Source organism: Pseudomonas sp. NY8896 (genome assembly GCF_039634505.1).
Genome location: NZ_CP132350.1, coordinates 4868590 through 4891781, shown reverse-complemented (window position 1 = coordinate 4891781; position 23192 = coordinate 4868590). Strand labels below are relative to the sequence as shown.

Genomic DNA, 23192 nt, shown 5'->3' with positions numbered 1-23192 from the left:
GCCCCTGGGGGAAATCCGCCACCAGACCGCTAAAACCATTGCCCTGTGGCGGGTTGCCGCCATGCGGCCCTTCGTTTTACCCCATATTTGTTAGCCCAACCCCAGTTGGCACATTCCCTGCTCCAGGCGGCGCGCGTGCACACAACAACTGGATAACATCAATGAAGAAATTTCTGCTGACGTTCCTCTGCCTGGGCGTCATCGGCTGCTCCAAACCTGCCGAGCCTGAGAAAACCGTCGACGTGCTGTTGATCGGTGGCGGCATCATGAGTGCCAGCCTGGGCACTTACCTCACCGAGCTGGAACCGTCCTGGAAGGTCGACGTCTACGAGCGCATGGACCAGGTCGCCGAAGAAAGCTCCAACGCCTGGAACAACGCCGGCACCGGTCACTCTGCATTCTGCGAGCTGAACTACACCAGCGTCGGCAAGGATGGCAGCATCGACATCAGCAAGGCCGTGGGGGTGAACGAGCAGTTCGAGGTGTCCAAGCAGTTCTGGGCCTACCAGGTCGAGCAGGGCGTGCTGAACAACCCAAGATCGTTCATCAACAATGTGCCGCACATGAGTTTCGTCTGGGGAGACGAGAACATTGCCTTCTTGCACAAGCGCGTCGATGCCCTGCAACACAGCTCGCTATTCCGCGGCATGGAAATCTCCGAGGACCACGAGCAGATTCGCCAATGGGCGCCGCTGGTCATGGAGGGCCGTGACCCGGGGCAGAAGATCGCCGCCACGCGCATGGCCATCGGCACCGACGTGAACTTCGGCGAAATCACCCGCCAGCTGTTCGCTGCAATGACTCGCAACCCCAACGTGTCGCTGAATGTGCGTCATGAAGTGCGTGACATCGTACGTAACGACGATGGCACCTGGCATGTAGTCGTGGCCGACCTGGCCAACGGCGGCAATGAGAAGGCTGTCAATGCCCGCTTCGTCTTCATTGGTGCCGGTGGCGGCGCACTGAAGTTGTTGCAGAAGTCGGGCATCCCCGAGGCCGAAGGCTATGCGGGCTTCCCGGTGGGGGGCCAGTTCCTGATGACCGATAACCCTGACCTGGTCGCGCGTCACCAGGCCAAACTGTACGGCAAGGCTTCGGTTGGCGCTCCACCCATGTCGGTGCCGCACCTGGACACGCGGATGATCGATGGCAAACAGGTGCTGTTGTTCGGCCCGTTCGCCACGTTCTCCACCAAGTACCTCAAGCACGGTTCGCTGCTGGACATGTTCGCCTCGCTGAACAGCCACAACGTGTTGCCCATGCTCAATGCCGGTATCGACAACATCGACCTCAGCACCTACCTGATGGGGCAATTGATGCTCAGCTTCGATGACCGCATGAACGCGCTGCGCGAGTACTTCCCCAACGCCAAGAACGAAGACTGGAAGCTGCTGCAGGCTGGCCAGCGGGTGCAGGTGATCAAGAAGGACCCGGTACTGGGTGGTGTGCTGCAGTTCGGTACCGAAGTGGTGGCGGCGCAGGACGGCAGTATCGCCGCGCTGTTGGGCGCTTCGCCTGGCGCCTCGACCGCCGCGCCGATCATGCTGACCGTGCTGGAAAAGACCTTCAAGGACCGCATCCAGTCGCCTGCCTGGCAGGCCAGGCTCAAGGAAATCGTGCCGAGCTACGGCCAGAAGCTGAACAACGACCTGGCGCTGACCAACCAGACCCGCGCGTGGAGCAGCGAGCGCTTGCAGTTGTTGCACATGCCCGTAGAAGCTGAAGCCCAAGCCGCGCACTGACGTCGTTCTCGCGCACAACAAAAAGCCCGCGCAAGGCGGGCTTTTTTAGCAGAACCTGGTCGGAGAGACAGGATTCGAACCTGCGGCCTTCTCGTCCCGAACGAGACGCGCTACCTGGCTGCGCTACACTCCGATGAACAAAATCCTACTGCATCCCGTTTTCGCCAGCAAGCCCTTGTTGTTTAAAGGGCCATTGCCAAAACGGGGGCTTGATCAGAGCTCTTTGACGGTGCGGATCTGGTCCTTGTTCAGGCGCGTGCGCTTGCCGTCCAGCTGCTCGAATTCGTAGAAACCGGAGTCTTCGTCGAACTTCGGCGTGTCGGTGGCCTGGATTTCGCGACCATCGTTAAGGGTAATGACAGTCGGCGATGCACAGCCGGCGAGGGCGCCCAGGCCCAGGGCGAGCAGGAAGGCGGGGAGGGTCCGTTTGATCATCGTGTTTCTCCAAGTGCGATGGTGCTAGATGACATTTATGACGCAGGACGTTAGTGCAAGTTCACTCCCAGTGCAGCATAGCGACGATTTCGTCCCCTTGACCCAGGGCAAGGGCGATGGGCGCAACGCCGGAAAAGGTGCGCTGTGATATAACTGCGGCCATCTCATCTTGTTGTGACGGACCCCCATGAAAGCCAAGGCAGATACCCCCTTCGTGGCGTTGAACATCGCCGTGCTCACGGTCAGCGACACCCGTACCTTCGAAACCGACAGCTCTGGGCAAATGTTCGTCGACCGCCTGAGCGCCGCCGGCCATCGCCTGGCCGAGCGCGTGCTGCTCAAGGACGACCTGTACAAGATCCGCGCCCAGGTCGCCACCTGGATCGCCGACGACAGCGTGCAAGTGGTGTTGATTACCGGGGGGACCGGTTTTACCGGCCGCGACAGCACCCCCGAGGCGGTGGCCTGCCTGTTGGACAAGCAGGTGGACGGCTTTGGCGAGCTGTTCCGGCAGATCTCCGTGGCCGACATTGGCACCTCCACCGTGCAGTCGCGTGCGTTGGCCGGGCTGGCCAACGGCACCCTGGTGTGCTGCCTGCCGGGCTCGACCAATGCGGTGCGCACCGGCTGGGATGGCATCCTTGCCGAGCAGCTCGATGCCCGTCATCGCCCGTGCAACTTCGTGGCGCATCTGAAGCAGGCAGCGGTCTGTGACAGCCGTGGCTGAGCTCAGCCAGGCCCGGCCGCTGATGCCGGTGGAACAGGCCCTGGAGCAGCTGCTGGCATTGGCCGAGGCGGCACCGATCCGCGACACCGAGAACTTGCCGCTGGCCGAAGCCGAAGGCCGTGTGTTGGCCACCAACCTGGTGGCGTCGCTCGACCTGCCGCCCTGGCCGAACAGCGCCATGGACGGTTATGCCTTGCGTAAAGCCGACTGGCAGGGCCAGCCGCTGCCGGTCAGCCAGCGTATTTTCGCCGGCCATGCGCCACAGCCGCTGCAACCGGGCACCTGCGCGCGGATCTTCACCGGTGCACCGGTGCCGGAAGGGGCCGACTGCGTCGAGATGCAGGAAAACACCGAAGTACTCGAAGATGGCCGGGTGCGTTTTCTCGAAGCGTTGCAAACCGAACAGAACATACGCCCTCAGGGCCAGGAAACCCGCAAGGGCGAACAGGTAATGAGCGCCGGTACCCGCCTCGGGCCGATCGAGCTGGGCCTGGCGGCGACCCTGGGGTATGGCCGCCTGGATCTAGTGCGCAAGGTGAAAGTGGCGGTGCTGTCTACCGGCGACGAACTGGTCGAGCCCGGCCTACCGCTGGGGCCTGGGCAAATCTACAACAGCAACCGCAGGTTGCTGGTCAGCTGGCTGCAGCGACTGGGCTGCGAAGTGGTCGACGCCGGCATCCTGCCAGATGACCTGGCCCGTACCCGCACCTGCCTGGCCGAGCTGGGGGGCGTAGACCTGATCCTGTCCACCGGCGGTGTCTCGGTGGGCGAGGCCGACTACCTTGGTGCTGCCCTGCGCGAAGCTGGCGAGCTGGCGCTGTGGAAGCTGGCGATCAAGCCGGGCAAGCCGCTGACGTTTGGCCACTTCCAGGGCGTGCCGGTGATCGGCCTGCCAGGTAACCCGGCCTCGACGCTGGTCACCTTTGGCCTGCTGACCCGGCCCTACCTGCTGCGCCGCCAGGGTGTGGCCGACGTCACGCCATTGCGCTTCGATATGCCAGCGGGCTTTGACTGGCCCAAGCCTGGGACGCGCCGCGAATACCTGCGTGCGCGCATCGAGCAGGGCCAGGTGCGCATCTACAAGAACCAGAGCTCGGGTGTGCTGCGTAGCGCGGCCTGGGCCGAGGGCTTGGTAGAGGTGCGTGAGGGCAGCACGCCAAAGCGCGGTGACAGCGTGCCGTTCATCCCCTTCAGCGAGTTACTTGGCTGAGCGACCCAGCCAGGCATTGGCCAGCGGCGCGGCCTCGGCCGGGGCCACCTGGGTCAGGCGCATGTGCACATTCTCCAGTTGCTGGGCGGCCACGCTCCAGTCGTGGCGCTGGCGGGCGAACTGGCGCCCGGCCGCGCTCAACTGGCTCATGCGCCAGGGCTGGTTGAGCAGCTGGGTGATCAGCAGCGCCAGTTGGTCACCGTCGTCGCTGCCCAGGTAATGCTCGCCATTGTTCGCGCTCAGGCCTGAAACGCCCTTGCCGGTGGTGATTACTGGCAGGCCGGCGGCCATCGCTTCGAGGATTTTCACCTTCGAGCCACCGGCATAGCGCAGTGGCGCGAAAAACAGCGCGGAGCGCCGCTGCAGTTCACGCAGGTCGGGTCGGTAGCCCAACCACTCGATGCGCGGGTCGTTCCAGTGCAATTTCCAGTTGGCGGGCATTGCATGCCCGGCAATTGCCAGGCGCACCGCTGGGTTGCTCATCCATACCTGCGGCATGATGTCTTCCAGCGCCCATTCGATGGCCTCCAGGTTGGCGCCATATTCGAAGTTGCCGACGAACAACAGGCGTTGGCTGTGCAGCGCAGGTTGTACCTGCTGGTAAAAATCACAATCCACACCATTGACCACCACGTTCACTGGGCGCCCGCTGATCTGGCCAATCAGTTCGGCATCGTGGGTGCTGACCGCCACCAGCTCGGTGGGCTGGCGCAGTACGCGATGTTCCCAGCGCCGATAGCGCCAGCGGTCGAAGGCGTTGAGCGGGCGTAGCCACAGCGGCAGGCGGTCGTGGCAAGCGCCGCCCATAACCGACTCCAAGGTGTGCTCGCTGAGCATGTAGGGCAGCCCTCGGGCCTGCAGGGCTTTTTCAAACGGCTGGAAGCTGTAGCTGTGCTCGATCTGGATGACGTCCCAGGGCTCGTCCAGCAACTGCTCGAAGCGGTGCCGCAGGCAAGAGGAAAGGCCATTGATGATGGCTCGCATGGGGTAGTCGATGATGGGTGAAGCCAGCAGGTTCAGCGGGCTGTGCAGCGGGCGGCGGGGCAAAACGATCAGGCGTTCGAGCAGTGGTTCCAGGGCATCACGAGCGCCATCGCTGAGGGGGATTTTCGACTGCACCAGCAGGGTGATCCGGTGGCCGCGTTGAGCCAGTGCGCGCAGCAAGTGGTATTGCCGGGTCTTGCAGCCGCTGGTGGTCGGCCAGGGCAAGTAAGGCAGTGTCCAGAGAATGCGCATTACCCGGAATCCTCGTGAAAGGTTGCAGATAGCAAAACGCGCCCATTGGCAGCAGTGGGGGAGCCACTGCCGGGCGCGTCCATGGCAAAAGGTGTATCTGCTGAGCATAGCCGGGCATTCCCAGGCGTGGGAAAAATGACCGGCCTGCACGATTCTTTGCCAGGGTATGCAACGATCCGGGCGTGCCAGTGGTCGAGATCTGGGTTGGCCCATTTTACGGAGACGCGCACATGCAAGGGCGCAAGGCAATGCTGGTGCTGCACGGCAAGCAGGCGATGAACGAAGAGGTCCGCAGCGCCGTGCGCGAGCTGCGCGATAGTGGCTGGGTGCTGGATGTACGAGTCACTTGGGAGGCGGGCGACGCCCAGCGGCTGGTCGCTGAAGCACTGGCTGCGGGTTACAGCCATATCGTCGCCGGTGGTGGTGATGGCACGTTACGCGATGTGGCCGAGGCCATGGGGTTGGCCGCCACCAGCGCTAGCCTGGCCTTGTTGCCATTGGGTACGGCCAACGATTTTGCCAAGGCCGCTGGCGTCCCCCAGGTGCCAGCCTCGGCGCTGGCTTTGCTGAATGTCGCGCCACAACCCATAGACCTGGGGCAGGCTGGTGACCAGCTGTTCCTCAACATGGCCACTGGCGGCTTTGGCAGCCAGGTCACCGCCAATACCTCGGAAGACCTCAAGAAGGTGTTGGGCGCTGCCGCCTACCTGTTCACCGGGTTGTCGCGCTTCAGTGAGCTGCAGGCGGCTTCGGTGGAGTTGCAGGGCCCGGACTTCCACTGGCAAGGGGACTTATTGGCGCTGGGTATCGGCAATGGCCGTCAGGCGGGGGGCGGGCAGGTGCTATGCCCTGAGGCCATCATCAACGACGGTCTGCTTGATATCGCCATCCTGCCTGCGCCACAGGAAGTGGTAGGGGCGCTACGTGACTTGTTGGCCGGTGACGGCCTGTTCATTCGGGCCAGGCTGCCGTGGGTCGAGATCAAGAGCGCGCAAGGGCTGGACATCAACCTCGATGGCGAGCCCTTGCAGGCTGCCAACCTGCGCTTTCAGGCCAGGCCTGCGGCGTTGCGCCTGCACCTGCCGGCCGGGTCGCCATTGCTCAGTCGTCCAGGCTGATGATTTTCTCGCGCACGGCGAACAGCACCAGGCCCGCTACGTCGTGAATTTGCAGGCGCTTCATGATTTGCGACCGGTGGGTTTCAATGGTCTTGATCGACAGGCCCAGGCCTGTAGCAATTTCCCGGGTGGACTTGCCGCGCACGATCAGGCGCAGGATCTCCAGTTGCCGTGCCGTCAGGTTGTGCCGCTCGCCAGCGCTTTGCTTGCCTTGCTTGGTGTGGCGCAGCGCCTGGTTGATGACGGTGTGGGCAATGGCCGGGCTGAGGTAACGCTCGCCGTTGCGCACGGCGCTCAGGGCCTGTTCCAGCTCGGTGGCGCTGGTGTCCTTGAGCAGATAGCCGTGGGCGCCGCTTTCCAGGGCCCGCATGATCAGGTCCGGGTCGGTGTGCATCGACAGGATCAGCACCTTGCACGTGCTGCCGCTGGCCCGCAGCTGGGTGAGAGCGTCCAGGCCGCTGGTCGAACGCATCGAGATGTCCAGCAGGACGATGTCTGGGGCCAGTGTGCGAACCTGTTCGAGCAACTGGCTGCCATCGTCGGCTTCGCCGATCACATCATAGCCGGGGATATCGCAGACCAGCGCACGTACCCCGGCGCGGATCAATGAGTGGTCGTCTACCAGCAGCAGCCTACAGGTCATGGGCGGGCGTACTCCTGGCGCGCTGCTGGGTGCGCGGAGGCCACGGGAACATCGCCTCGATCTGCGTGCCCAGGCCAAGTTGGCTGGTAATGTCGAGCCTGCCCTGCAGCGCGGTTACCCGCTCCTGCATGCCGGCCAGGCCGCGCTGGCCGGCCTCGGCCGGGTGGCGGGCGGGTACGAAACCACAGCCATCGTCGTGGATCGACAAAGTAAGCCCCTCTGGAGTGCGCTGCAGGCGAATGACCAGGTTGTGCGCCTGGGCGTGACGCAGCATGTTGGTCACCGCCTCCTGGGTGATACGGAACACTGCCATGGCTACCGTCTCGTCGATGCCGCCCAGTCGCTGGTTGCACGCCAGGCTCCAGTGCACCCCGCTGCTGGCCAAGGTACGTACCAGGTGCGCACGCAGGCTGGCTTCCAGGCCCAAGCTGGCCAACTGCCGCGGGTTGAGCAGGGCAGATACATCCCGGACGTTGCCCAAGGTGTCATCCAGCGTGCTGCGCAGGGCGTCGCAGTGGTTCTGCAACTCGTCGGGCATGCGCCGCTGCAACCACTGCAATTGCAGCTTGGCGGCGGTGAGCAGTTGGCCGATATCGTCGTGCAGTTCCCGGCCCAGGTGCTGACGCTCATCTTCCTGCACCTTGAGCATGCGCTCGGCCAGCTCGGCCGGACGCAGGCTGATCGACCTGGCGCCCAGGCCCAGTTGCACAGCGGCGCCCAGCGTGGCGACCAGCTGCAGCATCAGCAGGCTGGGCGGGATTGCCTGATGGGTCAGGTACAGCGCCAGGTTGGCAAGCAGCGAGGCCACGCACAGCCCGACCGTCGTCCAACGCAGCAGGGCAGCGCGGGGGCAGCAACGCAGAGAAGTCTTCAAGCGTGGGAACATAGATAGGGAAGCCACTGAAGTCTTGCTGATGGAGGCCTTGCACAATGCTGGTCAGAGGCTTTGGCGCAGTACTTTCGATATTTTTTTAAACACGTGATCTTGCAACCTTGCTTCCGGTAGCAAGCGTTTGTGGGGGCGCATATTACCACTTCGCATTGCATCGGTCGCGGCTGGGTAACGCTTTGAAACGCCTGCTGGTCGGGCAGTTTCGGGTAGCAAAGTGCCACCCTTTAGTCACTCACTGTGCACTTGTGCTGCAACTAGCGCGGTCAAGTTTCAACGTGACACTGAAAAACTTGAAGCACTTTTCAAGTTCGACCATGGTGGTACTTGAACAAGCAGCCTTAGTTGCACTTCATGCAAAGTCAATACGTGGAGGTAGAGCGGCTGGGGTGCGTGCCGGCTGCCATGTGGCTGTGCGGGTGAATGCACTCGCTGCCTTGCTCATTGCAAAATGCGCAGGCTGGCGCAAAGGGCTGTTGCACGACCTTGGCCAACTCGCCCAGTAGCACCAGCTGCTCGCCGATGTCCAGGTTCAACCGCCCGGTCCGGGTATCTACCAGCTCCAGCTGCCAGGCCAGCAGGGTCAGGCAGGCCCCTATCGCAGGTAAGGCGGCACGTTGCAAGCAAGCACCGTGGCAGGCCGGGGCGAGCAACTGTTGCAGGGCAGTGGTGTAGTGGGCGACTTCACGCAGGCCCAGGCGTGTGGCCTGTCGGGCGAGGCTGTCGAGGGCGTTTTCCAGGCAGCGACAGGCGTCCAGGTCATTGTCGATCAGCTCCAGATGCTGCAGGCACTCCTGGGCCTGGGTCAGCAGCACTTGGGCATCCAGCAGGAAGCCCTGCAGGGCGTCATCGAACGATAAGGCAGTGTCCATCATCAGGTCCCCGCGCGTGGATGAGGCGCGGGGGGCGGGCACGCCAAAACGATAGCTAGCAAAAGCCTGACTCCATTCATGCAATGAGAATGGCGTCACATTAATGGCTAAAGGATATCGCGAACATCAGGTTGCACCCGATTGCTGCTAAGGGTTTCCCTGATGCGAGGCTAGGGTGGGGAACTTTTGCCGAAGCCTTGATTTGCGCTGAATGCCCGCAGTAAAGCATGATGGCATGGTGATATCAATTGCCTTCGCAGCATTTTCCCGCAGGGGTCAAGGTGTGTGTGGAGCCGCCGATACAGGGTAGATGATTTCACTTTTTTCGACTTGAGCCTGGGGGCTTTCCAATGGCTGGCATTCTCGACACGGTAGACCAACGCACGCAATTGGTGGGTGAGAACCGCCTGGAAATTCTGATGTTTCGCCTGGCCGGTCGCCAGTTGTTCGCGATCAACGTGTTCAAGGTGCAGGAAGTGCTGCAACTGCCCAAGCTCACACTGATGCCCCAGCGCCATGCCTTCGTCTGCGGTGTAGTGAACCTGCGCGGGCAAACCCTGCCGGTGATCGACCTGTCCCAGGCGATTGGCATGCGCCCGCTGCAACCGGGGCCGGACAGCACGATCATCGTCACCGAATACAACCGCTCGGTGCAGGCTTTCCTGGTGGGCGGTGTCGACCGCATCGTCAACATGAACTGGGAGTCGATCATGCCGCCGCCGACTAGCGCCGGCCGCCAGCATTATCTGACCGCCATCACCAAGGTCGACGAAAAACTGGTCGAAGTGATCGACGTGGAGAAGGTGCTGGCTGAAATCGTGCCATACAACGCTCGGGTCTCTGGCGATAAACTCGCCGACCCGGTGCTGGCCCGGGCCCGTGGCCGCGAGGTGTTGCTGGTGGATGACTCCAGTGTGGCCCTGGCGCAGTTGCGCGATACTTTGTCCCAGTTGGGCATGAAGCTGCACGTGGCCAGTGATGGTCTGAAGGCGCTGCGCATGCTCAAGGGCTGGGCGGATGCTGGCGAGGACGTGTGCGAGAAGCTGCTGATGGTGTTTACCGATGCCGAAATGCCGGAAATGGATGGCTACCGGCTAACCACCGAGATCCGCAGCGATGCGCGCCTGCGGCCCCTTTATGTGGTGCTGCATACCTCGCTGTCGGGCAGCTTCAACGAATCCATGGTGAAGAAGGTGGGCTGCGACAACTTCCTTTCCAAGTTTCAGCCTGATCGCTTGGTCGACGTGGTCAAGCAACGCCTGTTGCTGGATAGCGCCACTGCGTGAACGTTGAGCCGGCCAAGTATAAGCTTGGCTTTTGGCATGACGCGAGGCAGCAGGGATGTTTCTAAGTGAGTTGTATCGATACCCGGTGAAGTCGGGGCGGGCGCAAAGCCTGCAGACCGCAGCCGTGGGGTTGTTGGGCGTGCAAGGCGACCGCCGCTGGATGGTGGTCGAGGAGGAAAACGGACGCTTCCTGACCCAGCGTGCCTGGCCACAACTTTGCCAGATCGACGCGCGCGAAGACGACAGCGGTCAGTTGCTGCTACAGGCCCCTGGGCAGGATCTGTTGCAGGTGCCTGTGCCGCCTGCGGATGACGCCCTGCGCGGCGTGACCATCTGGCGCGATACCCTGCGTGTGCCGGACGCCGGCGATGCCGCGGCGGCCTGGCTGAGCGAGTTGCTGGGTAAAGCCGTACGCCTGGTGCATTGCCCGGAGCCGCGTGCGCGTTACCTGCCCAATGGTTATGGCTTCAACAGTGATCGGGCGGCGTTTCCGGATGGCTTCCCGTTGCTGTTGATTGGTCAGGGCTCGCTGGACGAGCTCAACCGGCGCATCGGCCGGCCCATGGAGATGCTGCGCTTTCGCCCCAACCTGGTGGTGCAGGGGGCAGCGCCGTTTGCCGAGGATGGTTGGAAGCGAATTCGTATAGGCAGCCTGGAATTTCGCGTGCTTAAGCCCAGTGTGCGGTGCATTTTCACCACCATCGATCCGGCTACCGGGGAGCGCAGTGCCGACCGTGAGCCGATGGCGACGCTCAAAACCTTTCGCGAGAAGGAGGGGGATGTGCTGTTCGGGCAAAACCTGGCGGTGGATGGCAGTGGGCGGTTGGAGGTAGGGATGCAGGTAGAGGTTCTGGAATAGCCGTGTTTCCAGCGCCAGCACTGGCCCTTGTAGGCGCGACACCAGGCCGCTCCTGCAAGGGCTGTACAGGCTCAGCAACCCTTACATGTCGTCGAAATACCGCTCATGCCAATCCACTAGCGGCTGTGGCGAATTCAGCTTCTGCCCGTAGATCACCGAATACGACAGCACGTTCTGCACATACTGGCGTGTTTCGTCGAACGGGATCGACTCCACCCATACATCGAAACTCAGGTGCTTGGCGCCTTTGAGCCACTGACGCACGCGCCCGGGGCCGGCGTTGTAGGCCGCCGAAGCCAGCACTCGATTGCCGTTGAATTGGCTGTGGACCTGGCTCAGGTAGGCCGCACCCAGCTGGATGTTCTTGTCTGGGTTCAGCACTTGCGCGGGTGATGCCAGCGGGATGCTGAACTTGCGCGCGGTCTCTTTGGCGGTGGCCGGCATCAGTTGCATCAGGCCGCTGGCGCCCACCGGTGAGCGTGCGTCTTCCATGAAGGCGCTTTCCTGGCGGGTGATGGCGAATACCCAGCTCGAATGCAGGCCGCGAACTTTGGCCTCGCGTACCAGGGTGTCGCGGTGGGCCATCGGGAAGCGGATGTCCAGGTCGTCCCAGTACTGCGCCTGACTGATGGTACGGATAGCCGGGAAATACCAGCGCAGCTCATAGCCCAGGCGTGCCTGGGCAACCATTTCGTCGCGGGTGAAGTGACGGCTGACGTGGTACCACTCGCGGCGGCCTTCGACGATCTGGCCACGGGCGTGGAATTCCAGTGCGCGTTGAATGCCGGGCGTATTGCGCACCTTTTTGACCAGTTGCGGGCTCAGCGGCAGCGGCTTGTTGTTCAGTTGGTAAGGCGTCTGTGCCCGGTCGGCGGCCAGGAAACCATAGAAGTCGCGTTCACGCGCCACGGTCTTGTACAGCAGTGGAATCTGCGGGTTGTTTGGCTGTGCCAGCTCCAGGCTGCGAGCCTGCCAGTACTTCCAGCGGCTGCTGCTGGCCAGGTCCTGGGGCAGGCGTTTGGTCAACTCGTAGGCGTCTTCCCAGCGGCCCAGGCGCAGCAGCAGGCGCAGGCGCCATTCGCTGACGGTGTTGTCGCGCAGCTCGGGGTCGTAGCGGGTCATGAGGTCGAGCGCGCGCGGGTCGTAACGACGCGCCAGGGTCAGGCCGATTTCGCGGGCGATGGCCACCTTTTCGTCGCGGGAGAAGTGCATGCGCTGGGCGTAGTCGTCGAGTAGCGCCATGGCTCGCTCCGGGTCCTGCCGGGCCAGGCGACGAAGGCCGAGGCTGACCACGTCGGACATCGCTTCGTTGACCGGGGTGAAGCGTGACGGCTGGTTGAGCAGCTCGGGCTTCTGCGCCACGTCGACCAGCAGGCTCCCCTGCGGGCCGAGGGTAGTCAGGGTTTTGACCAGGTTGTTAGCCAGGCCATAGTTGCGTGCCTGGGCCGCCAGTTTGGTGCGTTCCCAGCGCTTGGCCTCGGTCAGCTGGCCTTCGGCTGCCCACATGCCGAACAGTGTGTCGCAGGCAGCGGGTTGCGACTTGCCGACGTTCCACAGCTTATCGGCGGTGGCGTAGCCTTCGGCGCGCAGGCCGTGGCTGAGCTGGTACTGGCCGTTGAGGCAGTCCAGTTCGGTGAAGTTGAGCTTGGGGTCGTAGTACTTGACGAAGGTGTCCCACTCGCCGCGCTCGGCCAGCCAGCGCAACCAACGCAGCTTCATCCAGTTGGCCTGGGGCAGGTCGCCATGCTTGGCGAGAAAACCTTCGATCTCCTGGTTGCTGGCGCTTTTCAGGCGGGCGGTGAGCTCGTCGTAGGCCAGGTAGGGCGTCAGCGGGTAGTCGCTCAGGGCCTGGGCATAGCGCAGGTAGGGGCCTTTGTCGCCTTTGGCCAGCGCACGCTTGGCCTCGTCATAATACTGGCGTTGCAGGGTCAGGTCGGTGGCCTGCGCCGCGCAGGTGGCGGCGGTAAGCAGCAGGCAGGATGCAATATGTAACAGGCGGCTGCGCATGATACGTCCGGGCAGTTGAACCATGGGGAAGTGACGGCGGAGCCAGCACTGTTGAAAGCTATTGCCTTAGCTTAGCCGTTTGCCGGCGGCGGGTGAAAGCACTGTGCTTGTATCGGGATATTAAGTACGACCAGATGTCACCTGTCGCTCGCCGGTGGGGCTGGCGGGTGCCGTCGAGGCCCAAGTCAGGTAGAATGCGCGCCCGATTTATGGAGACCAACATGACCCTGCTCAAATTCAGCGATGTGTCCCTCGCATTCGGCGCCATGCCGCTGCTGGACAAAGTGTCCTGGCAGATCGCTCGTGGCGAGCGGGTGTGCATCATCGGCCGCAACGGCACCGGCAAGTCGAGCATGCTGCGCCTGGTCAAGGGCGAGCAGAAGGGCGATGACGGTGAAATCTGGCGTGCCCCTGGCCTGAAGATCGGCGAGCTGCCTCAGGAGCTGCCGGTGGCCGACGAGCGCACGGTGTTCGACGTGGTTGCCGCTGGCCTGGACGGTGTGGGCGAGTTGCTGGCGCAGTTCCATCACCTGAGCATGAACATCCAGGGCGACGAAGACCTGGAAAAACTCATGCACGTTCAGCACGAGCTGGAAGCCCGTGACGGCTGGCGCCTGCAGCAGGTGGTGGAAAGCACCCTGAGCCGCTTGCAGCTGCCGGCCGACAAGACCCTGGCCGAGTTGTCCGGTGGCTGGCGCCGCCGTGTGCTGCTGGCTCAGGCTCTGGTGTCCGAGCCCGACCTGCTGCTGCTCGATGAGCCAACCAACCACCTGGATATCGGCGCCATCGCCTGGCTTGAAGAGGCCCTGCGCGGCTTCAACGGCGCGGTGCTGTTCATTACCCACGACCGTTCCTTCCTGCAGAACCTGGCCACCCGTATCCTTGAGCTGGATCGCGGCGGCCTGATCGACTGGAACGGCGACTACGCCAGCTTCCTGGTGCACAAGGAGGCCGCATTGGCCGCCGAAGAAACCGCCAACGCGCTGTTCGACAAGCGCCTGGCCCAGGAAGAAGTGTGGATTCGCCAGGGTATCAAGGCCCGGCGTACCCGTAACGAAGGCCGCGTGCGTGCACTGAAGGCGTTGCGTGTGGAGCGTGGCGAGCGCCGTGAGCGCCAGGGCAAGGCCAACATCCAGATCGAAGCAGCGGACAAATCCGGCAAGCAGGTGATGGTGCTGGAAAATGTCAGCTTCCATCACAAGGACGGTCCCCTGCTGGTCAAGGATTTCTCCATGGTCCTGCAACGCCAGGATCGTATCGGTCTACTGGGCGCGAATGGTACCGGCAAGACCACGTTGCTCAAGATGATGCTGGGCGACCTTGAGCCCACCGCGGGCAAAGTGGAGCGCGGTACCAAGCTTGAGGTGGCCTATTTCGACCAGATGCGCCACCAGCTCGACCTGGAAAAGACCGTGATCGACAACCTGGCCGAAGGCCGCGATTTCATCGAGATCGATGGTCAGAACCGCCACGTGCTGAGCTACCTTGGCGATTTCCTGTTCAGCCCCCAGCGTGCGCGCACGCCGGTCAAGGCGCTGTCGGGTGGTGAGCGTGCGCGGCTGCTGCTGGCCAAGCTGTTCAGCAAGCCGGCCAACCTGCTGGTACTCGACGAACCGACCAACGATCTGGATGTGGAAACCCTCGAGCTGCTCGAAGAGGTGCTGTCCAACTACAAGGGCACCGTGCTGATGGTCAGCCACGACCGGGCCTTCCTCGACAACGTCGTCACCAGCACCCTGGTGTTCGAAGGCGAGGGCAAGGTGCGTGAGTATGTGGGTGGTTACGAGGACTGGATTCGTCAGGGCGGCTCGCCGAAACTGCTGGGCGTGACCGAGAGCAAAGGTGGCAAGTCCGCACTCAACAGCGCGGTTGTGGAGAAGGTCGAGGCCAAGCCCGCGCCCGTTGCGGCACCAGTGGTGGAAGAGGCTTCGAAAAAGAAACTCAGCTACAAGCTGCAGCGTGAGCTGGAGATGCTGCCAGGGCAGATCGACGAAGTTGAACAGCGCATGGCTGAGGCTCAGGAAGAAGTGAATGCGGCGGGCTTCTACCAGCGGCCGATCGCGGAAACCTCGGCAGTGCTGGCCAACATCGAGAAGCTGCAAGGTGAGCTGGATGCGTTGGTAGAGCGCTGGGCTGAGCTGGAAGGCTGATCGGCGTCAGCCAGATCTGGCCTCCTTGCGGGCAAGCCCGCGAAGAGGCCAGATCTGGTTAAGTCATTCTTTCTTCAGCAGGCGTACCGCCAGCACATCACACGGCGCGCCATGCAGCACGTCATTGGCCGTGGAGCCCAGCAGCAGCGCCAGACCATGACGGCCATGGCTGCCGACCACGATCAGGTCGCAGTTCTGGTCCTTGGCCAGCTGGTGGATTTCCTGGCGCGGTTGGCCGTAGGTCAAGTGGGAGTCGCCGCGCTTGATGTCCGGGTATTTATTGAACAGGCGGTCCATGCGCTCTTTGGCCTGGTCGAACTGCTGCTGTTGCAGTTGCGACAGGTCCATCGGCACGTCACCGCCAAATGCCATGGCCATCGGCTCGACGATGTGCACCAGCGAAACCTTGGCGTTCGAAGGCGCGGCCAGCGCCATGGCGCGCTTGATCACCGGGTCGCATTCTTCGGTCAGGTCGACGGCAACCAGAAGATGTTCGTAGGACATGAGCGGTACTCCTGACAATCGCGATAGAAGAAGTATGGTCGCTTTCGGGCGGGTCTACCGTGAAAAATGGCTAACCAGCTCATTTGCAACGCTTTATGGGATGTACTGATATGACGGTATTGCTGGTGGTGTCAATCCTTGCGCTGATTCTCAGCCCGCTTTCCTGGCTGCGCAGCTCGCGCAAGCAGAGCGAGCAGATGAAGCTGCGCCTGGAGGCGCGGCGCATGGGCCTGGCCATGCAACTGGCGCCGCAGCAGTGGCCGCACTGGCTGGAAAAGGAGCCGCCAAGCCCTTGCCCGCAGTACCACCGGGCCAGGCGCCGTGGGCATGAGGACAGCTTTAGCTTCTGGCAGGTCAGCCCGGGGGTGTGGTGGAACCAGTGGCGCGAACCCTGCGAAGACCCGCGCTTCATGGAGGCGTTGGCGCGCCTGCCGGCGAGCGTCTACAAGGTCGAGGCCGATGCGCGGATGATTGCCTTGTACTGGACCGAACGGGGCGATACGGCTGTATTGCAGGATGTTGCCTACGCCCTCGAAACCCTGGCCTGAGTCCTGCCTTGCTCCCGCAGGGTAGGCGTCACGCGCGATAAACCTGTTCTCAAACGACAAAGCGGCGGCTTGGCAGAACCCTGAAGGGGTGGGGTGCCAAGTCGCCGCTTTGCGTTCTGCTGCGCAGAAAAGGCCAGGCAGGCCGGGTATTCATTCAAGCAAGTGCCAGTGTAGCCGCCCGCGCTTGCCACGCAAGCCGAAAGTTGCAGCACACTGCCAGCGCGTGTGGTCAATCGCTGACATGAATGCTCGGCGATCACTGTCATCATGTTTTGTACCCATCCGATACAAAATGACTGGAAAGTCGCGTTTTCCCCGTGCTCGTGAGCATTTGACAACGCCGATCTTTTCGGAGAATGTGTGCACACCCAAATCAAACGGGCGTATGAATTGAGCGTTTGTATGTCATGACGCCAAGCCATACTTCCGACTAGCGCGCTGACGGGTGTGCCTGGGGCAGGGCAGCTAGGCCTGCTTTTGCTGCAGCGATCGGCGTGTACAGTTCAGCTTCCATATCGTGGAGATCAGTTGATGATTTACGAAGGTAAAGCCATCACGGTTAAGGCTCTTGAAAGTGGCATCGTCGAGCTCAAGTTCGACCTCAAGGGTGAGTCCGTCAACAAGTTCAACCGCCTGACCCTGAACGAGCTGCGCCAGGCCGTCGAAGCCATCCAGGCCGACGCCTCGGTCAAGGGCGTGATCGTCAGCAGTGGCAAGGACGTGTTCATCGTCGGCGCCGACATCACCGAGTTCGTCGACAACTTCAAGCTGCCCGAGGCCGAACTGGTCGCCGGCAACCTGGAAGCCAACCGCATCTTCAACGCCTTCGAAGACCTCGAAGTGCCCACCGTTGCCGCCATCAACGGCATCGCCCTGGGCGGCGGCCTGGAAATGTGCCTGGCAGCCGACTACCGGGTCATGTCCAACAGCGCCAAGATCGGCCTGCCAGAAGTCAAGCTGGGTATCTACCCTGGCTTCGGCGGCACCGTGCGTCTGCCACGCCTTATCGGCTCGGACAACGCCATCGAGTGGATCGCCGCCGGCAAGGAAAACCGTGCCGAGGACGCCCTGAAAGTGGGTGCCGTTGACGCCGTGGTCGCCCCTGAGCTGCTGCTGGCCGGTGCTCTCGACCTGATCAAGCGCGCCATCAGTGGCGAGCTGGATTACAAGGCCAAGCGCCAGCCAAAGCTGGAGAAACTCAAGCTCAACGCCATCGAGCAGATGATGGCCTTCGAGACCGCCAAGGGCTTTGTCGCCGGCCAGGCCGGGCCGAACTACCCAGCCCCGGTCGAAGCCATCAAGTCCATTCAGAAAGCCGCCAACTTCGGTCGCGACAAAGCGCTGGAAGTCGAAGCCGCAGGCTTTGCCAAGCTGGCCAAGACTTCGGTCGCCGAGAGCCTGATCGGCCTGTTCCTCAACGACCAGGAGCTCAAGCGCAAGGCCAAGGCGCATGACGAAATCGCCCATGACGTGAAGCAGGCCGCCGTGCTCGGCGCCGGCATCATGGGTGGCGGCATTGCCTACCAGTCGGCGGTCAAGGGCACCCCGATCCTGATGAAGGACATCCGCGAGGAAGCCATCCAGCTGGGCCTGAACGAGGCCTCCAAGCTGCTCGGCAACCGCGTCGAGAAGGGCCGCCTGACCCCGGCCAAGATGGCCGAGGCACTCAACGCCATTCGCCCGACCCTGTCCTATGGCGATTTCGCCAATGTCGACATCGTCGTCGAGGCCGTGGTCGAGAACCCGAAGGTCAAGCAAGCGGTACTGGCGGAAGTGGAAGGCCAGGTGAAGGACGATGCGATCCTCGCCTCCAACACTTCGACCATTTCCATCAACCTGCTGGCCAAGGCGCTCAAGCGCCCGGAAAACTTCGTCGGCATGCACTTCTTCAACCCGGTGCACATGATGCCGCTGGTGGAAGTGATTCGTGGCGAGAAGTCCAGTGAAGTGGCGGTTGCCACCACCGTGGCCTACGCCAAGAAAATGGGCAAGAACCCGATCGTGGTCAACGACTGCCCGGGCTTTTTGGTCAACCGCGTGCTGTTCCCTTACTTCGGCGGCTTCGCCAAGCTGGTCAGTGCCGGTGTCGACTTCGTGCGCATCGACAAGGTAATGGAAAAGTTCGGCTGGCCGATGGGCCCGGCCTACCTGATGGACGTGGTCGGTATCGACACCGGCCACCATGGTCGCGACGTAATGGCCGAAGGTTTCCCGGACCGCATGAAGGACGAGCGCCGCTCGGCCGTCGATGCGCTGTACGAGGCCAACCGCCTGGGCCAGAAGAATGGTAAAGGCTTCTACGCCTACGAAACCGACAAGCGCGGCAAGCCGAAGAAGGTCTTCGACGCCACCGTGCTCGATGTGCTCAAGCCGATCGTGTTCGAGCAGCGTGAAGTCACCGACGAAGACATCATCAACTGGATGATGGTCCCGCTGTGCCTGGAGACCGTGCGCTGCCTGGAAGACGGCATCGTCGAAACCGCTGCCGAAGCCGATATGGGCCTGGTCTACGGCATTGGTTTCCCTCCCTTCCGCGGTGGTGCGCTGCGTTACATCGACTCGATCGGTGTTGCCGAATTCGTCGCCCTGGCCGATCAGTATGCCGATCTGGGGCCGCTGTACCACCCGACCGCCAAGCTGCGTGAAATGGCCAAGAACGGCCAGCGCTTCTTCAACTGAGCGGTCAACGAGCTAGAGCGAGAGATTTGATATGAGCCTGAATCCAAGAGACGTGGTGATTGTCGACTTCGGTCGCACGCCAATGGGCCGCTCCAAGGGTGGCATGCACCGTAATACCCGCGCCGAAGACATGTCGGCGCACCTGATCAGCAAGTTGCTGGAACGCAACGGCAAGGTTGACCCGAAAGAAGTCGAGGACGTGATCTGGGGCTGCGTCAACCAGACCCTGGAACAGGGCTGGAACATCGCCCGCATGGCGTCGCTGATGACCCAGATCCCGCACACCTCTGCGGCCCAGACCGTCAGCCGTCTTTGCGGTTCGTCGATGAGCGCGCTGCACACTGCCGCCCAGGCGATCATGACCGGTAACGGTGATGTGTTCGTGGTCGGTGGCGTGGAGCACATGGGGCACGTCAGCATGATGCACGGCGTCGATCCCAACCCGCACCTGTCCTTGCATGCCGCCAAGGCTTCCGGGATGATGGGCCTGACTGCAGAAATGCTCGGCAAGATGCATGGCATCACCCGTGAGCAGCAGGACCTGTTCGGCGTGCGTTCGCACCAGTTGGCCCACAAGGCCACGGTCGAAGGCAAGTTCAAGGACGAGATCATCCCGATGCAGGGCTATGACGAGAACGGCTTCCTGAAGGTGTTCGATTTCGACGAAACCATTCGCCCGGAAACCACCCTCGAAGGCCTGGCGTCGCTCAAGCCGGCATTCAACCCGAAAGGGGGGACTGTCACGGCCGGTACCTCGTCGCAGATCACTGACGGCGCATCGTGCATGATCGTCATGTCCGGCCAGCGTGCCATGGACCTGGGGATCCAGCCATTGGCAGTGATCCGTTCGATGGCGGTGGCCGGTGTCGATCCGGCGATCATGGGCTACGGCCCGGTGCCTTCGACCCAGAAAGCCCTCAAGCGTGCCGGCCTGACCATGGCCGACATCGACTTCATCGAGCTCAACGAAGCCTTCGCTGCACAGGCCCTGCCAGTGCTGAAAGACTTGAAAGTGCTCGACAAGATGGATGAGAAGGTTAACCTGCACGGCGGCGCGATTGCCTTGGGCCACCCGTTCGGTTGCTCCGGGGCGCGGATTTCCGGCACCCTGCTCAACGTCATGAAGCAAAATGGCGGTACGCTGGGGGTGGCGACCATGTGCGTCGGCCTGGGGCAAGGTATCACCACTGTCTTCGAACGCGTCTGATCGCGTAGCAGGACAGCAGCCGGGGCCATGTGCCCCGGTTTTGTTTTTTTCAGGTTTTTTTCAAGAGGGTGTGCAACATGCAGATACAACCAGGCGTATACCGGCATTACAAAGGGCCTGAGTACCGTGTCTTCAGTGTTGCGCGGCACTCCGAAAGCGAAGAGTGGATGGTGTTCTACCAATGCCTGTATGGTGATTACAGCTTCTGGGTGCGCCCCCTTTCGATGTTCCAGGAGTGCGTCGAGGTTGACGGCGAGCAGGTGCCACGCTTTGCTTTGGTCAAGGCCGAAGAAGGGCTGCCTGGGTTGCTGGGCAAGTCGCACGAGTGATCGTCCGAGCTTGACCTCACACTTTTGCCACTATATATAGCGGTGCCGCGTCTGGCACCTGACGTGTTTTTCATCTTCAGATTCAGGAATACTCCGATCCATGGGCAAATCGCTGGTCATTGTGGAATCCCCGGCCAAGGCCAAGACCATCAACAAGTACCTGGGCAACCAGTACGTGGTGAAGTCGAGTATCGGCCATATCCGAGACCTCCCCACCAGCGGTTCGGCCAGCGCGAGCAAAGAGCCGGCCGCCAAGCGTGGCAAGGCCGCGGGTGAGGCTCCGGCCCTTTCGCCGAAAGAAAAAGCTCGTCGCCAGCTGGTAGCGCGCATGGGTGTCGACCCCGACCATGGCTGGAAGGCGAAGTACGAAATCCTGCCTGGCAAGGAAAAGGTGATCGAAGAACTGCGCCGCCTGGCCAAGGATGCCGACACCATCTATCTCGCAACCGACTTGGATCGTGAGGGGGAAGCCATTGCCTGGCACCTGCGCGAGGCCATCGGCGGCGACGACACCCGCTACAAGCGCGTGGTGTTCAACGAAATTACCAAGAAGGCCATTCAGGAGGCCTTCTCGCAGCCGGGCGAGCTGGACATCGACCGGGTCAACGCCCAGCAGGCGCGGCGCTTCCTTGACCGCGTGGTCGGTTACATGGTCTCGCCACTGCTGTGGGCCAAGATTGCCCGTGGCCTGTCCGCTGGCCGTGTGCAGTCGGTAGCGGTCAAGCTGGTGGTGGAGCGCGAGCGTGAAATCCGCGCGTTCATCCCGGAAGAGTACTGGGAGATCCACGCCGACCTCGGCACCGCGAAGAACGCCAAGGTGCGTTTTGAGGTGGCGCGCGAGAAGGGCGAGGCCTTCAAGCCGCTGAACGAAGCCCAGGCCATGGCTGCGCTAGAGAAGCTGAAGGCTTCCAGCTACAGCGTGGTCAAGCGTGAAGATCGCCCGACCAGCAGCAAACCGTCGGCGCCGTTCATTACTTCGACCCTGCAGCAGGCAGCCAGTAACCGCCTGGGCTTTGGGGTAAAGAAAACCATGATGATGGCCCAGCGCTTGTACGAAGCCGGCTACATCACTTACATGCGTACCGACTCGACCAACCTGTCGGCTGATGCCCTGGACATGGCGCGCAGCTACATCGAGCGTGAATTCGGCAAGCAGTACCTGCCGGAAGCGCCGCTGGTATACGGCAGCAAGGAAGGCGCCCAGGAGGCGCACGAAGCGATTCGTCCTTCTGACGTGAATACCCACCCGACCAAGCTCAGTGGCATGGAGCGTGACGCCGAGCGCCTGTACGAGCTGATCTGGCGCCAGTTCCTGGCATGCCAGATGCCGCCTGCGCAGTACCTGTCCACCAGCGTTACCGTGGCTGCCGGTGATTTCGAGCTGCGTGCCAAGGGTCGTATCCTCAAGTTCGACGGTTACACCCGTGTGCTGCCACAGCAGAGCAAGCCGGGCGAAGACGACGTGCTGCCAGAAATGGTTCAGGGTGAAGCGCTAAAGCTGATCCAGATCGACCCGAGCCAGCACTTCACCAAGCCACCGGCGCGCTTCACCGAAGCCAGCCTGGTCAAGGAAATGGAAAAGCGCGGCATCGGCCGCCCATCGACCTACGCGGCGATCATTTCCACCATTCAGGACCGTGGCTATGTGACCCTGCACAACCGCCGCTTCTACTCCGAGAAGATGGGCGATATCGTCACCGAGCGCCTGTCGGAGAGCTTCTCCAACCTGATGGACTATGGCTTTACCGCCGACATGGAAGAGAACCTCGACGACGTGGCCCAGGGCGAGCGTGACTGGAAGAACGTGCTCGACGAGTTCTACGGCGACTTCAGCAAGAAGCTGCAGACTGCCGAGTCCAGCGAAGACGGCATGCGCGCCAACCAGCCGACCATGACCAACATTCCGTGCAAGGAATGTGGCCGGCCAATGATGATCCGCACCGCGTCCACCGGTGTGTTCCTGGGTTGCTCGGGTTACACCTTGCCGCCAAAAGAGCGCTGCAAGGCCACCGTCAACCTGGTGCCGGGCGACGAAATTGCCGCTGATGACGAGGGCGAATCGGAGTCGCGCGTGCTGCTGGGCAAGCACCGTTGCCCGATCTGCGCCACGGCGATGGACGCTTACCTGCTGGATGAGAAGCACAAGCTGCACATCTGCGGTAACAACCCCGATTGCGTTGGCTATGAGATCGAAGAGGGCAGCTACCGCATCAAGGGTTACGAAGGGCCTAGCCTGGAGTGCGACAAGTGCGGCAGCGAGATGCAATTGAAGACCGGTCGTTTCGGCAAGTTCTTCGGCTGCACCAACCCGGCATGCAAGAACACCCGTAAGCTGCTCAAGAGTGGCGAGGCGGCACCACCGAAGATGGACAAGGTGGACATGCCGGAGCTCAAGTGCGAGAAGGTCGACGACACCTATGTGCTGCGCGACGGTGCTTCGGGGTTGTTCCTGGCTGCCAGCCAGTTCCCTAAAAACCGCGAAACCCGCGCGCCGCTGGTGCTCGAGATCGTGCCGCACAAGCATGAGATCGACCCGAAGTACCACTTCCTGTGCGATGCGCCGCAGAAAGACCCAGATGGCCGCCCGGCGGTAATTCGCTACAGCCGCAAGACCAAGGAGCAGTACGTGCAGTCCGAGGTCGATGGCAAGCCGACCGGCTGGAAGGCGTTCTACGACGGTAATGCGTGGAAGGTTGAAGACAAGCGCTGATCGTTTGGCGTTGTAATTGGGGCCGCTCTTCGCGGCCCCAA

Annotated in this window: 19 protein-coding genes and 1 tRNA gene; 12 read left to right on the top strand and 8 right to left on the bottom strand. The window is 62.2% G+C overall.

All coding sequences use genetic code 11. The features are described from left to right. The first annotated feature begins 161 nt into the window (after window positions 1–161). Window positions 162–1742: a malate dehydrogenase (quinone) gene (mqo, locus tag Q9451_RS21980; protein WP_012271327.1), complete on the top strand. Its 1581-nt coding sequence runs from the start codon at window positions 162–164 to the stop codon at window positions 1740–1742. A gap of 56 nt (window positions 1743–1798) precedes the next feature. Here mqo and Q9451_RS21975 read toward each other — a convergent pair. Further along, window positions 1799–1875: transfer RNA gene (locus Q9451_RS21975), tRNA-Pro, on the bottom strand. Between the two features lie 80 nt (window positions 1876–1955). Beyond that, entirely contained in the window at window positions 1956–2177 is a 222-nt protein-coding gene (locus Q9451_RS21970; RefSeq protein WP_012271328.1) for a YgdI/YgdR family lipoprotein, read from the bottom strand. Between the two features lie 187 nt (window positions 2178–2364). On the opposite strand from Q9451_RS21970, the gene moaB reads away from it, so the two are divergent. Further along, window positions 2365–2904: a molybdenum cofactor biosynthesis protein B gene (moaB, locus tag Q9451_RS21965; RefSeq protein WP_012271329.1), complete on the top strand. Its 540-nt coding sequence runs from the start codon at window positions 2365–2367 to the stop codon at window positions 2902–2904. Then, window positions 2888–4114, top strand: coding sequence for a gephyrin-like molybdotransferase Glp (gene glp / locus Q9451_RS21960; RefSeq protein WP_049773228.1), 1227 nt, complete (start codon window positions 2888–2890; stop codon window positions 4112–4114). Before moaB ends, glp begins: the two co-directional genes overlap by 17 nt. Here the strand turns inward: glp and Q9451_RS21955 are convergent. Next, window positions 4103–5350: a glycosyltransferase family 4 protein gene (locus Q9451_RS21955; protein ID WP_012271331.1), complete on the bottom strand. Its 1248-nt coding sequence runs from the start codon at window positions 5348–5350 to the stop codon at window positions 4103–4105. The two genes, glp and Q9451_RS21955, sit on opposite strands and share 12 nt — an antisense overlap. Window positions 5351–5580: 230 nt before the next feature. Here Q9451_RS21955 and yegS point away from each other — a divergent pair, with 230 nt between their 5' ends. After that, window positions 5581–6468: a lipid kinase YegS gene (yegS, locus tag Q9451_RS21950; RefSeq protein WP_012271332.1), complete on the top strand. Its 888-nt coding sequence runs from the start codon at window positions 5581–5583 to the stop codon at window positions 6466–6468. On the opposite strand, the gene Q9451_RS21945 is transcribed toward yegS, so the two are convergent. From Q9451_RS21945 to Q9451_RS21935, 3 genes are all read right to left on the bottom strand, one after another. Next, entirely contained in the window at window positions 6452–7111 is a 660-nt protein-coding gene (locus Q9451_RS21945; RefSeq protein WP_012271333.1) for a response regulator transcription factor, read from the bottom strand. The two genes, yegS and Q9451_RS21945, sit on opposite strands and share 17 nt — an antisense overlap. Further along, window positions 7101–7997 (bottom strand): sensor histidine kinase, encoded by an 897-nt coding sequence (locus tag Q9451_RS21940; protein WP_012271334.1) that lies wholly within the window; start codon window positions 7995–7997, stop codon window positions 7101–7103. The genes Q9451_RS21945 and Q9451_RS21940 overlap by 11 nt, the downstream gene beginning before the upstream one ends. A gap of 365 nt (window positions 7998–8362) precedes the next feature. Further along, window positions 8363–8872, bottom strand: a complete 510-nt coding sequence (locus Q9451_RS21935; RefSeq protein ID WP_041166667.1) for a hypothetical protein — start codon at window positions 8870–8872, stop codon at window positions 8363–8365. A 350-nt stretch (window positions 8873–9222) separates the two neighbouring features. Here Q9451_RS21935 and Q9451_RS21930 point away from each other — a divergent pair, with 350 nt between their 5' ends. Continuing rightward, the gene (locus Q9451_RS21930; protein ID WP_012271336.1) at window positions 9223–10158 is read left to right on the top strand and encodes a chemotaxis protein CheV; all 936 of its coding nucleotides are present in this window, start codon (window positions 9223–9225) and stop codon (window positions 10156–10158) included. A 55-nt stretch (window positions 10159–10213) separates the two neighbouring features. Next, a complete protein-coding gene (locus tag Q9451_RS21925) occupies window positions 10214–11017 on the top strand; it encodes an MOSC domain-containing protein (RefSeq protein ID WP_345960730.1) in 804 nt (267 codons plus the stop codon). Between the two features lie 81 nt (window positions 11018–11098). Here Q9451_RS21925 and Q9451_RS21920 read toward each other — a convergent pair whose 3' ends face one another. Then, window positions 11099–13024 (bottom strand): transglycosylase SLT domain-containing protein, encoded by a 1926-nt coding sequence (locus Q9451_RS21920; protein ID WP_012271338.1) that lies wholly within the window; start codon window positions 13022–13024, stop codon window positions 11099–11101. 221 nt (window positions 13025–13245) lie between these two features. Between Q9451_RS21920 and Q9451_RS21915 the strand changes: the two genes are divergently transcribed. After that, a complete protein-coding gene (locus Q9451_RS21915) occupies window positions 13246–15174 on the top strand; it encodes an ATP-binding cassette domain-containing protein (RefSeq protein WP_012271339.1) in 1929 nt (642 codons plus the stop codon). A gap of 63 nt (window positions 15175–15237) precedes the next feature. Here the strand turns inward: Q9451_RS21915 and Q9451_RS21910 are convergent, their stop codons facing one another. Next, on the bottom strand, window positions 15238–15678 hold the full coding sequence (locus tag Q9451_RS21910) for a universal stress protein (protein ID WP_012271340.1): 441 nt from the start codon (window positions 15676–15678) through the stop codon (window positions 15238–15240). Between the two features lie 110 nt (window positions 15679–15788). Between Q9451_RS21910 and Q9451_RS21905 the strand changes: the two genes are divergently transcribed. The 5 genes from Q9451_RS21905 (at window position 15789) to topA (ending at window position 23151) form a co-directional block, all read left to right on the top strand. Then, window positions 15789–16226: a hypothetical protein gene (locus Q9451_RS21905; protein ID WP_012271341.1), complete on the top strand. Its 438-nt coding sequence runs from the start codon at window positions 15789–15791 to the stop codon at window positions 16224–16226. A 531-nt stretch (window positions 16227–16757) separates the two neighbouring features. Continuing rightward, the gene (gene fadB, locus Q9451_RS21900; RefSeq protein WP_012271342.1) at window positions 16758–18905 is read left to right on the top strand and encodes a fatty acid oxidation complex subunit alpha FadB; all 2148 of its coding nucleotides are present in this window, start codon (window positions 16758–16760) and stop codon (window positions 18903–18905) included. A gap of 31 nt (window positions 18906–18936) precedes the next feature. Further along, window positions 18937–20112 (top strand): acetyl-CoA C-acyltransferase FadA, encoded by a 1176-nt coding sequence (fadA, locus tag Q9451_RS21895; protein ID WP_012271343.1) that lies wholly within the window; start codon window positions 18937–18939, stop codon window positions 20110–20112. Between the two features lie 77 nt (window positions 20113–20189). Beyond that, complete coding sequence (locus Q9451_RS21890; protein WP_012271344.1) at window positions 20190–20441, top strand: DUF1653 domain-containing protein; 252 nt, start codon at window positions 20190–20192, stop codon at window positions 20439–20441. A gap of 100 nt (window positions 20442–20541) precedes the next feature. After that, window positions 20542–23151, top strand: coding sequence for a type I DNA topoisomerase (gene topA / locus Q9451_RS21885; protein ID WP_012271345.1), 2610 nt, complete (start codon window positions 20542–20544; stop codon window positions 23149–23151). Window positions 23152–23192 lie beyond the last annotated feature (41 nt).

What these genes read in the sequence shown, in the direction of transcription:
- mqo (WP_012271327.1), top strand. Translation starts at nt 162, where the DNA reads ATGAAGAAATTTCTGCTGACGTTCCTCTGCCTGGGCGTCATCGGCTGC.
- Q9451_RS21970 (WP_012271328.1), bottom strand. Translation starts at nt 2,177, where the DNA reads ATGATCAAACGGACCCTCCCCGCCTTCCTGCTCGCCCTGGGCCTGGGC.
- moaB (WP_012271329.1), top strand. Translation starts at nt 2,365, where the DNA reads ATGAAAGCCAAGGCAGATACCCCCTTCGTGGCGTTGAACATCGCCGTG.
- Q9451_RS21955 (WP_012271331.1), bottom strand. Translation starts at nt 5,350, where the DNA reads ATGCGCATTCTCTGGACACTGCCTTACTTGCCCTGGCCGACCACCAGC.
- yegS (WP_012271332.1), top strand. Translation starts at nt 5,581, where the DNA reads ATGCAAGGGCGCAAGGCAATGCTGGTGCTGCACGGCAAGCAGGCGATG.
- Q9451_RS21945 (WP_012271333.1), bottom strand. Translation starts at nt 7,111, where the DNA reads ATGACCTGTAGGCTGCTGCTGGTAGACGACCACTCATTGATCCGCGCC.
- Q9451_RS21940 (WP_012271334.1), bottom strand. Translation starts at nt 7,997, where the DNA reads ATGTTCCCACGCTTGAAGACTTCTCTGCGTTGCTGCCCCCGCGCTGCC.
- Q9451_RS21935 (WP_041166667.1), bottom strand. Translation starts at nt 8,872, where the DNA reads ATGGACACTGCCTTATCGTTCGATGACGCCCTGCAGGGCTTCCTGCTG.
- Q9451_RS21930 (WP_012271336.1), top strand. Translation starts at nt 9,223, where the DNA reads ATGGCTGGCATTCTCGACACGGTAGACCAACGCACGCAATTGGTGGGT.
- Q9451_RS21925 (WP_345960730.1), top strand. Translation starts at nt 10,214, where the DNA reads ATGTTTCTAAGTGAGTTGTATCGATACCCGGTGAAGTCGGGGCGGGCG.
- Q9451_RS21920 (WP_012271338.1), bottom strand. Translation starts at nt 13,024, where the DNA reads ATGCGCAGCCGCCTGTTACATATTGCATCCTGCCTGCTGCTTACCGCC.
- Q9451_RS21915 (WP_012271339.1), top strand. Translation starts at nt 13,246, where the DNA reads ATGACCCTGCTCAAATTCAGCGATGTGTCCCTCGCATTCGGCGCCATG.
- Q9451_RS21910 (WP_012271340.1), bottom strand. Translation starts at nt 15,678, where the DNA reads ATGTCCTACGAACATCTTCTGGTTGCCGTCGACCTGACCGAAGAATGC.
- Q9451_RS21905 (WP_012271341.1), top strand. Translation starts at nt 15,789, where the DNA reads ATGACGGTATTGCTGGTGGTGTCAATCCTTGCGCTGATTCTCAGCCCG.
- fadB (WP_012271342.1), top strand. Translation starts at nt 16,758, where the DNA reads ATGATTTACGAAGGTAAAGCCATCACGGTTAAGGCTCTTGAAAGTGGC.
- fadA (WP_012271343.1), top strand. Translation starts at nt 18,937, where the DNA reads ATGAGCCTGAATCCAAGAGACGTGGTGATTGTCGACTTCGGTCGCACG.
- Q9451_RS21890 (WP_012271344.1), top strand. Translation starts at nt 20,190, where the DNA reads ATGCAGATACAACCAGGCGTATACCGGCATTACAAAGGGCCTGAGTAC.
- topA (WP_012271345.1), top strand. Translation starts at nt 20,542, where the DNA reads ATGGGCAAATCGCTGGTCATTGTGGAATCCCCGGCCAAGGCCAAGACC.